Genomic DNA, 9,563 nt, shown 5'->3' on the forward strand with positions numbered 1-9,563 from the left:
GGGGCTCCACGCGGCCGGTCAGGCCGCCCCGGGCCCTGCGTGGGGGGTCGCTCCGGGGCCCGCAGGGGAGGTCGCTCCGGCCTCGGTCCCGGCAGCCGTCCGACCGAGGTGCCCGAGCAGGAAGCGCTCCGAGGCGGCGAGCTCGAACTCGGGCACCGCCCGGTGGCCCCCGGGATTGGCGTGCAGCGTCTTCTGCCGCGAGCCCAGCGCGCCGTACAGTGCCAACGCGGCCTCACGCGACGAGAGTTCGTCGTCCCACTGCAGGACGAACTCCACCGGAACGGTCACCCGCCCGGCCGGCTCCAGCAGCGAGGCATGGCCCGCCAGCCCGAACACGGCGGCCCGGATTCGCGGTTCGGCCGCCGCGAGCGGGATGCCGATCACCGTCCCGAGCGACAACCCCCAGTACCCGACGGGCCCGGGGCCCCTGCCCGGCCCCTCGAGGGCGTCCAGAGTGTCCAGCACCGCCCGCCACTCGGGCACGGCCCGCTCCGCGAGCGCCGCCGTGTGCCGCGCCACCCACGCACTGATCGGCCGCCCGGCCGCCAGCAACTCCCCGATCTCGGTGGCGAACCGCTCGTCCTGCGCGGTGCGCTCCCGCTCGCCGTGCCCGGGCGCGTCGAGAGCCACCGCCGCCCACCCGTACCGCGCCACGCACGCCCGGGCCCGGTCCCGCGACCCCAGCTTGTGCTGCCCGCCACCGTGCCCGAGCAGCACCAACGGCCGCCCGCCGAGGGCCGATCCGGCCGGGTGCCAGAGCACGCCGGGCACGCCGTCATGGACGAAGCGGCGTTCCGAGACGCCGTCCGCACTGGTCTCCGAAGTGAAGTGCACCCATCCATCATGGCGCCCGACACACGTTCGAGTCCGGCCTTTGTCCCGCCTGGCCGAAGTCGCCGGGGCCCCGATTGGTACCCGACCCTCCCCGACCGTGCAGTCCTCCAGGGCCCGCTGACGGCGAACTCCCGGACGGTCGACCAGACTTCGGCGGGCTCCTCCTCCTGGGCCAAGTGCCCTGCACCGGCGACGACGGCCGTCGTCGGGTCGCGCACCCCGGCGGCGCGGAAGCCCCGGGCGTAGGCGTCGATGTCGCCGTACTCGCGGTCTGCGATGACCGGCTCGACGCGCCGGCTCCGTTGGCGCCTCTCAGCCCCGCGCTGACGGGTCCCGGAGGAAGTCCGTGAGGAGGGTGGTCACCTCGGCGGGCCGTTCCAGGTTGGGCAGGTGGCCGGCCCAGGGGAGTTCGAGGTGGCGGGCGTTGGGGAGGATGGTGGGGAGTCCGGCGGCGATGTGGCGGAAGTCCGGGAGGTCGTGGGCGCCCGAGACGGCGAGGGTGGGGGCGGTGATCCGGGTGAGGTCGACGTCTTCCTTCTCCGGGCCGCCGGTCGCCTCCAGCTGGACGTCGAAGTTGTGGCGCTGCATCCGCCGGACGTGGTCGCGGGTCGGTTCGTCGGCCTCCGGGCCGAGCCAGGTGCGGACGTTGAGTTCGACGGCGGCCTCGATGTCGCCCGCCTCCAGCAGTTCGTCCTCCTGGGCGCCGAAGGCGCGCAGGGTTTCGGAGGGTTCGTGGCCCGGGCGGCCTGCGCAGAGCAGGGCGAGTGCGGTGACCGCGTGGGGGCGCAGGGCGGCCGCGGTGAGGGCGATGCGGCCGCCGTACGAGGCGCCGACCAGGGCGGTGGTTCCGATGCCCAGGTGGTCGAGGAGGGCGAGCACGTCAGCCGCGGCGCCGTAGGGGCCGGTGGGCAGCGGGGTGTCGCCGAAGCCGCGGAAGTCGCAGCGGACGACGCGGTGGCCGGCGTCGAGGAGGGCCTGCCACTGAGGGTCCCACATCCGCCGGTCGCACACCGAGGAGTGCAGCAGGACAACAGCCGGACCGGTTCCTGAATCATCATGAGAAAGGATCACCCGGTGGATGGTAGCCAGCCAGGCCGGTCGCCCGCGAGGCAGTTCGGGCGCAATCCGATGGCGTGACCGGCGGCGGCGCGCCGAGAATGTCCGGATGCGCGAACTGGAGCTGTCCGACGGAGTGGTCACGCTGTCCCCGCTGCGCCCGGAGGACGCGGCGGCCCACCTGGCCGGGGAGGACGAGGCGCTGGTGCGGTGGCTGAGCGGCGGCCCGAGCACTCCGGAGGGCGTCGCGGCGTACTTCCGGCAGTGCCGCGAGCAGTGGGAGGCGGACGGTCCGCTGCGCGCGTTCGGGATCAGGGCGGACGAGGAGGGCGGAAACGGCGTACTGGCGGGGACGATCGACCTGCGGTTCGGGCACGCCGACCTCGCCCCCGGCCAGGTGAACGTCGCCTACGGCCTCTATCCCCCGTGGCGCGGCCGGGGCCTGGCAACCCGGGCCGTCCTGCTGGCCTCGGGGTACGGGGCGCGGGTAGGTGCGCGGGAGGCGGTGATCCGGGTGGAGCCGGAGAACGCCGCTTCGGCCGCGGTGGCCCGTCGGGCCGGGTTCCGGCCTGCCGGGCGGGCGCGGGACGGGCACGGGACGCTGCACGACTGGTACCTCCGTGGCCTGGACCTCTTCCGACCGGAGGCCGCCGGGGAGTAAGCGCTTCCGGCCCCGTCCGGGCTCTGGGTGGGTGAGGGGGTACTCATGGGAGAAGCGAAGAGCGCTCGGGACGAGGAGTTCCAGACGTTCGTCGTCGCGTCCTGGCCCCGGCTGCTACGGACGGCGTTCCTGCTGGCCGGGGAACAGTACGCGGCGGAGGACCTGGTGCAGTCGGCGGCGGAGAAGGCCTGCGCGGCCTGGTCGAAGGTGCGCCGGGCGGACGATCCGTACGCCTACGTGCGACGGATCCTGGTGAACCAGCACGCCCGCCGCTGGCGCCGTCGGCCGCCGGAGCTGCTGGTCGACGCGGTGCCGGACACGGCGGGGTCGGAGGACGGCTTCGCCCGGTCCGACCAGCGCGGGGCGCTGCTGGCCGCGCTCGCCACCCTGCCGCCGCGCCAGCGGGAGGCGGTGGTGCTGCGGTACTGGGAGGACCTGAGCGACAGCCAGACGGCCACGGCGATGGGCTGTTCGGTGGGCGCGGTGCGCAGCCACGCGGCGAAGGGCATCGGGCGGTTGCGACAGGTGTCCGCTCTGGGGGAGCTGAAGGACAGGACCGAGATCGGAGGGGCGGTATGAGCACGAACGCGAACGGGGACGCCGACCTGTGGGTCGGGCTGGGCCTGGCCGAGGCGGCGTCGACCGCGAGGATCGGCCCGGCGCCGGTGGCGGACATCCTGGCGGGCGGTCGGCGGATCCGGCGCCGCCGCCGGACGGTGGTCGGCGCGCTGGCGCTGGCCTCGGTGGTGGTGCTGGCGGGCGGGGCGGTCTCCGAGCTGCGCCCCGGGCCGGCCGTCTCCCGCCCGCTGGTCCCGGCCGGTCCCGGTCACGGCTCCGGCACCGGCGGCCCGCCGACGGCCGCGGCTGCCCCGGTGAGCCCGACTCCCACGACCGCCGCCCCGCCCGCACGGGACCCGTTCACCCCGGTGCGGGTGGTGGTCGGCGAGGGCACCACGCCCGAGGGCAAGCAGTGGAAGCTGTGGCGGGCCGTGTGGCCGACGGCCCCGAGGGAGCGGGCGTACGAGCAGGCGCTGGCGCTGTGGCAGGAGCGCAGCCCGTACGACTCGGCGGTCAGCAAGCCGACGAAGGAGTTCGTCGACCGGTACTACGATCCCGACTCCGACGTCGTCAACACCTACTTCACGGTGGACGGGGTGCGCCTGAGCCACGACGCCGCGGGCACCAGCCCGGCGCCGGGCAAGCTGGGCCCGCGCGACGGCACGTACATCGGCGGCGGCCTGCTGGGCGCCCGGGGCAAGGGTGACACGGTGGCCCCGGGTGAGATCGTCGGGCTGAGCCTGGGTCCCGACATCGCCCGGGTGAAGGTGACCTGGACGGACGGCACGGTCACCGAGCCGCCGCTCGTCACGGTGGCCGACTCGCCGCTGCGCGAGGCGGTGGTGGCCCGGCCGGAGGGCAGGACGGCCAGGCTCTGGGAGTACTTCGACCGGAACGGCAACAAGGTCCCGGACTCCGGGGCGCAGTTCCTGACGGGCTGACCACACCTGTCGCCCGACGCGTCGACCGCACCCGTGGTCTGACGCCTGGCCACTTGGTCCGGGTGTTCCGTGGAGGCGCGCGGCGGGGGCTGCGGGAGTGGGAAGTCGGTAGCGCCGACTTCCCACTCCCGCCGCTCCTCAGCCAGAACTCACATGTCGTCATTCCTCCCGTCTTCGCCGGGCCCCGCCCTGGAGTTGACGATCGTGTGGCATGACCGGGGCCTTGCGGCAAGGGCCCCCGTGCGCTACAGCGTGAGACCGGCGGGGAAAGCGCGTGTTGTCATCCGCGTAGGACGGCCATCACCTCACCGACCAGCACCCGCGCCCGGTCCACCGTCGCTGCCAGTGCGCCCGGCGTCTCCCCGGTGGCGCCCAGCAGTTGACGCGCACGATCACCGAAATCGGCTGGCACATCCGGAAGTTGCCCGGCGATCGCCAGCGCTCCCTTCTCGTTGAGGCACCAGCGCCGCTCGCGCGCGTACAGCGCCTGCACCAGTACGCCCACCGCCCGGGAGAGGCAGAGCGAGACGTACAGGGTGTCGCCCCGGGCCGCCCCCTTCGCCGCGACGCCGACCAGGAACTCCGCCTCCCACGCCCCACCCGTCAGGGCGTCGCGCAGCGGCTCCGGATACCGGGCGGTCTGTGCCTGGAGCGCCGCCAACTCGCCCGCGGGGTCGGCGAGTACGCGGCCGAGCGCGACCTCGCCGGGGTAGCAGGGCGACCAGAACCCCAGCGGGTGACCGGCCTGCACGCCGACCTCGTAGCGGCCGGCCCGGCAGTCCGCCCACACCCGCTCGACCCGGTCGAGGTCGCGCAGGATCCAGTCGACGGCAACCCCGTCGATGCGCAGCCACGCACCGCCGTTCACCCACGGCCCCCAGCCGCCAGGGCCGGCCACCTCCACCTCCGGCCCGGCGAGCGCCCGCAGCGCGGCGAGGTCAGGCTCGCCGCGGTAGTAGAGGCCGAGGTCCCAGTCCGACTCCGGCCGGTGCTCCCCGCGTGCCCGGCTTCCGCCGAGCATCACGCCGACCATGCCCGGTACGTCCGCGAGTCGGGCCGCCATGGCCTCGATGTGTTCGTCGATCGCCTGCATGACGGGAAGTCTGGCGGCTGGGCGGGCGCCGGGCCAGCGGATTCCGGGCGCGGCGGGTCGGGGCCGTTGAGCAGGAAGTCGGCCGGGCCGACCTGCTGATTTTCCGGCCGCCGTCAGCGCCGTGCGCCCGAGCGCCGCAGCCACTCCTGCCCCTCCGGGTCCTTGGGGTCGATCGCCAACAGCAGCTCGCCCAGGGAGCGCTGCGCCGCCGGGTCGCCCGCCCGGGCGCCGATCAGCAGCAGGTCGGCGGCCCGCTGCGGCTCTCCGGCGTCCAGCCGCTCCTGGGCCTGGGCGTGCAGACCGGCCGTGGCCCGTGAGAGCAGGCTCCACATCTCCTCGGTCGACCGGTCACCGCCCGTACGCGCCGCCCGCTGCTGGAGGACCGCCAGCAGGTTGTACTGCGCCTGCCAGTCGCCCGCCTCCGCCGCCGGGCGCAGCACCGCCTCCGCGCCGTCCAGGTCGCCCGCGGCGCTGAGGGCAGCGCCGAGCACCGGCGTGAGCAGTTCCTCCCCCTCTGCGACGGCCCGGCGCAGCAGCGAGACCGCGGCCGCCGGTTCGCCCTCGGTGTACAGCCAGATCCCGGCGAGCTTGGCACCCCCGGGGCGCCCGTTGCGGCCGGCCTGTTCCAGCAGTTCCACGGCGCGCGGAGTGTCGCTGCGGTCGTGCACCCGCAGGGCCAACTCCCAGGCGGCGTCGGCGATCCCGCCGTTCGCGGCGAGCTCCAGCAGGTACTCGGCCTGCTCGACCTCGCCGAGGTCCAGCAGCACCGCCGCCGCTCGGTGCGCGGCCTCGGCGTCGCCCTGCTCGGCCTTGGCGACGTCCCGGGCGACCTCCTCGCGGGCGGCCCGGACCTGCGCCATGTCGATGCCGAGGTGGTCGATCGCCTTCTGGTGACCCGCTTCGGCGGCGCGCAGCATCCAGCGGGCGCCCTCCTCGCTGTTCTCGTCCTGGCTCAGCAGGATGGCACCGAGGTTGAAGGTGGCCGAGAGGTGTCCGCCACGGGCGGCGAGGCGCAGGTAGTCGAGGCCCGTCGTGATCTGCCCGTTCTTGAGCAGCCGGTCGGCGAGCCAGGCGGCCGAGTCCACGTCGCCGGCGACGGCGGCCTGCTGGTGCCACCGCATGGCCTCCTCCACCTTGCCCTGGTACTCCAGCATCCGGCCGAGATCGGCCATCGCCTCGACGTCCCCTGCTTCGGCCCGGCCCCGCAGGTCCTTGACCATCCGCTTGATCTCCTGCGGCGAGGCCTCGATGTGCAGGCGCGTCCCGCCGCCGATGTCGAGCCCGGCGGGCTGCTTCTTCTTCCGCCCGAATATGCCCATGTGCCACTCCTGTTGACGTACCACGTACCCGAAGTACCTACCATCGGCCCTGCGGGTGGATCCATCAACAGGCGGTCGGGCCAGAGCCGTCCGAGCCCGGCGCGGCCTTCGCCTCCTCTTCCGCTCCCCCGGCCAGCCGGGACGCCAGTTCCTCCGCCAGCCGGGCGACCCGTCCGCGGCGGCGCCGGGCGAGGGCCAGCCCGAGGTAGCGGCGGGGGCTGGGTTCGGCCAGCGGGAGGGCGACCAGTTCCGGATGCCGGGCCAGGCCGATCTCGGGGATCAGGGCGATGCCGATCCCGGCGCGGACCAGGGACTGGGCGAACTCGTAGTCCGTCGCCGTGCACGAGATCCGCAGCTCGACGCCGGCCAGGTCGGCGTACCGGGCGAGCTGGTCGGCGGACTTGCGGCATCCCAGGATCCAGCGTTGGTCGGCGAGTTCGGCCAGGTGCGGCGCCTCGGGCCGGGACCGGTAGCGGGCGGCGGCGGGGTGGTGGCGCGGCAGCACGACGCGCAGCGGGTCCTCTCCGAGCCGCGTCCAGTCCAGCCCGGAGCGGTCGCCGGGGCGGGCGGGCGGCGGGCCTTCGAGGTGGTAGGCGAGGGCGAGGTCGGCGCGGCCCTCGCGGACGGCGGGCAGGCTCTCCTCCGGTTCCGCCTCCAGGATGGTCAGTTCGACCTCCGGGTGTTCGGCGGCGAACCGGGCGAGCGCTGCGGGCAGCAGTCGGCGCCCGCCGCTGGCGAAGGTGGCGACGGTCAGGGTGGTCCGCTCGGCCGTCAGGCGGGCGATGCGCTGCTGGGTGTCGGTGAGTTCGGCGGCGATGGCGTCAGCGGCCTCGACCAGCAGCCGGCCGGTGTCGGTGAGCGTGACGCCGCGGGTCGAGCGCTCGACCACGGGCGCGCCGAGGCCTCGTTCCAGCGCGGCGACCTGCTGGGAGACGGCAGAGGGGGTGCAGTGCAGCGCCAGGGCCGCCTGGTTGAAGCTGCCCCGGCGGGAGACCTCCCGCAGCACCGCGAGTCGCTGGACGTCGATCAACAGTTCTCCTAATGATGATGCCTCGATCTCAACACTACTGCTGACGACGGGACCAGGGCAGGCTGACCCCACCGGCAGGCGATGGGAAGGGATCGAGGGCGTGGACGTGTGTGTGATCGGCGGGAGCCGCTACTTCGGCAGACGGGTGGTCGAGGAGCTCCGCGACTCGGGTGCGGCGGTGACCGTCCTCAACCGCGGCTCCACCCCCGCCCCGTACGGTGTGACCCACCTGCGGGCCGACCGCGACGACGAGGCCTCGCTGCGCGCCGCGCTCGCCGACCGGCGCTTCGACGCCGTCGTCGACCAGGTCTGCTACACGCCCGTCCAGGCGGCCGTCGCCGCCCGGGTGTTCGCCGGCCGTACCCCGCGCTACGTGCTCACCTCCACCGTCGAGGTGTACGCCCACCTCGGCCGGCCCGGCGGCCCACCTCTCGCGGAACCGGAGCTCGACCTCTCGGCCGAGCCGGTGGACCTGCAACTTCTCTGGGACGACGTTCAGTTCGTCGCCGACCACTACGCCGAGGGCAAGCGCCAGGCGGAGGCACTGCTCACCCGGCAGGCAGCCTTCGACCTCGCCACCGTCCGTACGGCGCACGTCCTCGGCGGCGCCGACTTCACCGGACGGCTGGCCCACTACGTGGACCGGATCGGACGCGGCATCCCGGTGGCCGTCCACGCCGCACCGCAGCGCGCTTCCTTCGTCCACGAGGCGGAGATCGCCCGCTTCCTGGCCTGGGCCGCCAAGGCCGACTTCACCGGACCGGTCAACGCGGCCTCGCAAGGGCCGATGGACGTACGGGAGTTGTGCGCGGCAGTGGGCCGGGCCACCGGCGCCGAGCCGCGGCTGACCACGGGAGGGGGCGAGGCGCCCTCGCCGTTCTCCTTCGACCGCTGCTACGCCATGGACACCGGACGGGCGGCCCGCCTGGGCTACCGCTTCTCCGCCGTCACCGACTGGCTTCCCCAGGCCGTCAAGGAGGCCAGCGCATGACCGCCACCTCGACAACTGCCCTCACCCGCGTCATCGGTGGCAGCACCGTCAGCGCGATCGGCCTCGGCGCGATGCCGCTGTCCGTCGAGGGCCGCCCCGACGAGGCGCAGGCGATCGCCACCGTCCACGCCGCCCTGGACGCGGGCGTGACGTTGATCGACACGGCCGACTCCTACCACTGGCACGCGGACGAAGTCGGCCACAACGAGCACCTGATCGCCCGCGCCCTGGCGGCTTACGGGCACGACGCGGACGGCGTCCTGGTGGCGACCAAGGGCGGCCGGGGCCGCCCCGGCGACGGCAGCTGGACGGTCGACGGCGACCCGCGCCACCTGCGCCGGGCGGCCCGGGCCTCGGCCGTCCGACTCGGCGTCGAGGCGATCGACCTCTACCAGTTGCACAAGCCGGACCCGGCCGTCCCGTTCGCCGAATCCGTCGGCGCACTGCGCGAGCTGGCCGAGGCGGGCACCGTCCGGATGGTCGGCCTCTCCAATGTGGACTGCGAGCAGATCCGCACCGCACGGGAGATCCTCGGCCAGTACCTGGTGTCCGTGCAGAACCGTTTCTCCCCTGCGCACACGGCCACCCGCGACACCCTCGACCTGTGCACCGACCTCGGCCTCACCTTCCTGCCCTGGAGCCCGCTCGGCGGCATCTCGCTCAGCGCCGTCGACGACCCCGGCAGCGGCGCACCCAGGACGGACACCCCGTTCCACGCCCTGGCCCGTGCCCGAGGCGTCAGCCCGCAGCAGGTCTGCCTCGCCTGGCACCTGGCGCAGTCCCCGGCCGTCCTGCCGATCCCCGGCGCGCGCCGGCCCGCCTCCATCCGCGACTCGGCAGCGGCGGCCGGGCTGACGCTGTCGGCGGAGGAACTGGCGGGCCTGCGGGTGTAGTTCCTGCACCCGCAGTAACTACACCGGCAGTAACTACATCTGCCGTAACTACACCTGTCGTAACTACACCTGCAGTCACGGCACCCTGCGGTTACTGCACCTGTCGTGACTACAGGCGCAGTAACCGCAGCCGCCGTGAAGACAGCTGCCAGAAAACCAGATGTGGGCCGACAGTCCTCGCGGTAGT

General features: G+C 74.2%; 10 protein-coding genes. 5 read left to right on the top strand and 5 right to left on the bottom strand.

Features of this window, described 5'->3' with window-relative positions; translation table 11 throughout:
• Positions 1–18: 18 nt before the first annotated feature.
• Positions 19–834, bottom strand: a complete 816-nt coding sequence (locus tag BOQ63_RS13910; protein WP_051746651.1) for a dienelactone hydrolase family protein — start codon at positions 832–834, stop codon at positions 19–21.
• Positions 835–1,146: 312 nt separating this feature from the next.
• Positions 1,147–1,905, bottom strand: coding sequence for an alpha/beta fold hydrolase (locus BOQ63_RS13915; RefSeq protein ID WP_030280139.1), 759 nt, complete (start codon positions 1,903–1,905; stop codon positions 1,147–1,149).
• A 94-nt stretch (positions 1,906–1,999) separates the two neighbouring features.
• Here BOQ63_RS13915 and BOQ63_RS13920 point away from each other — a divergent pair, with 94 nt between their 5' ends.
• From BOQ63_RS13920 to BOQ63_RS13930, 3 genes are read left to right on the top strand one after another with little or no spacing between them, the layout of a single operon-like run.
• Complete coding sequence (locus BOQ63_RS13920; protein WP_072654338.1) at positions 2,000–2,551, top strand: GNAT family N-acetyltransferase; 552 nt, start codon at positions 2,000–2,002, stop codon at positions 2,549–2,551.
• Positions 2,552–2,596: 45 nt separating this feature from the next.
• Entirely contained in the window at positions 2,597–3,130 is a 534-nt protein-coding gene (locus BOQ63_RS13925; protein WP_030280135.1) for a SigE family RNA polymerase sigma factor, read from the top strand.
• Entirely contained in the window at positions 3,127–4,050 is a 924-nt protein-coding gene (locus tag BOQ63_RS13930; protein WP_150475885.1) for a hypothetical protein, read from the top strand. The genes BOQ63_RS13925 and BOQ63_RS13930 overlap by 4 nt, the downstream gene beginning before the upstream one ends.
• Positions 4,051–4,330: 280 nt before the next feature.
• On the opposite strand, the gene BOQ63_RS13935 is transcribed toward BOQ63_RS13930, so the two are convergent.
• The 3 genes from BOQ63_RS13935 to BOQ63_RS13945 form a co-directional block, all read right to left on the bottom strand.
• On the bottom strand, positions 4,331–5,143 hold the full coding sequence (locus BOQ63_RS13935) for a DUF4037 domain-containing protein (RefSeq protein ID WP_043388017.1): 813 nt from the start codon (positions 5,141–5,143) through the stop codon (positions 4,331–4,333).
• Positions 5,144–5,256: 113 nt separating this feature from the next.
• Positions 5,257–6,462, bottom strand: a complete 1,206-nt coding sequence (locus BOQ63_RS13940; protein WP_072654340.1) for an SEL1-like repeat protein — start codon at positions 6,460–6,462, stop codon at positions 5,257–5,259.
• A 64-nt stretch (positions 6,463–6,526) separates the two neighbouring features.
• On the bottom strand, positions 6,527–7,492 hold the full coding sequence (locus BOQ63_RS13945) for a LysR family transcriptional regulator (protein WP_030551794.1): 966 nt from the start codon (positions 7,490–7,492) through the stop codon (positions 6,527–6,529).
• 100 nt (positions 7,493–7,592) lie between these two features.
• Between BOQ63_RS13945 and BOQ63_RS13950 the strand changes: the two genes are divergently transcribed.
• Both BOQ63_RS13950 and BOQ63_RS13955 read left to right on the top strand, forming a co-directional pair.
• Positions 7,593–8,483: an NAD-dependent epimerase/dehydratase family protein gene (locus tag BOQ63_RS13950; RefSeq protein ID WP_072654341.1), complete on the top strand. Its 891-nt coding sequence runs from the start codon at positions 7,593–7,595 to the stop codon at positions 8,481–8,483.
• On the top strand, positions 8,480–9,376 hold the full coding sequence (locus tag BOQ63_RS13955) for an aldo/keto reductase (RefSeq protein ID WP_072654342.1): 897 nt from the start codon (positions 8,480–8,482) through the stop codon (positions 9,374–9,376). Before BOQ63_RS13950 ends, BOQ63_RS13955 begins: the two co-directional genes overlap by 4 nt.
• The last annotated feature ends 187 nt before the right edge of the window (positions 9,377–9,563 follow it).

Source organism: Streptomyces viridifaciens, assembly GCF_001888885.2.
Taxonomy (GTDB): domain Bacteria; phylum Actinomycetota; class Actinomycetes; order Streptomycetales; family Streptomycetaceae; genus Kitasatospora; species Kitasatospora aureofaciens.

What these genes read in the sequence shown, in the direction of transcription:
- BOQ63_RS13920 (WP_072654338.1), top strand. Translation starts at nt 2,000, where the DNA reads ATGCGCGAACTGGAGCTGTCCGACGGAGTGGTCACGCTGTCCCCGCTG.
- BOQ63_RS13925 (WP_030280135.1), top strand. Translation starts at nt 2,597, where the DNA reads ATGGGAGAAGCGAAGAGCGCTCGGGACGAGGAGTTCCAGACGTTCGTC.
- BOQ63_RS13930 (WP_150475885.1), top strand. Translation starts at nt 3,127, where the DNA reads ATGAGCACGAACGCGAACGGGGACGCCGACCTGTGGGTCGGGCTGGGC.
- BOQ63_RS13935 (WP_043388017.1), bottom strand. Translation starts at nt 5,143, where the DNA reads ATGCAGGCGATCGACGAACACATCGAGGCCATGGCGGCCCGACTCGCG.
- BOQ63_RS13940 (WP_072654340.1), bottom strand. Translation starts at nt 6,462, where the DNA reads ATGGGCATATTCGGGCGGAAGAAGAAGCAGCCCGCCGGGCTCGACATC.
- BOQ63_RS13955 (WP_072654342.1), top strand. Translation starts at nt 8,480, where the DNA reads ATGACCGCCACCTCGACAACTGCCCTCACCCGCGTCATCGGTGGCAGC.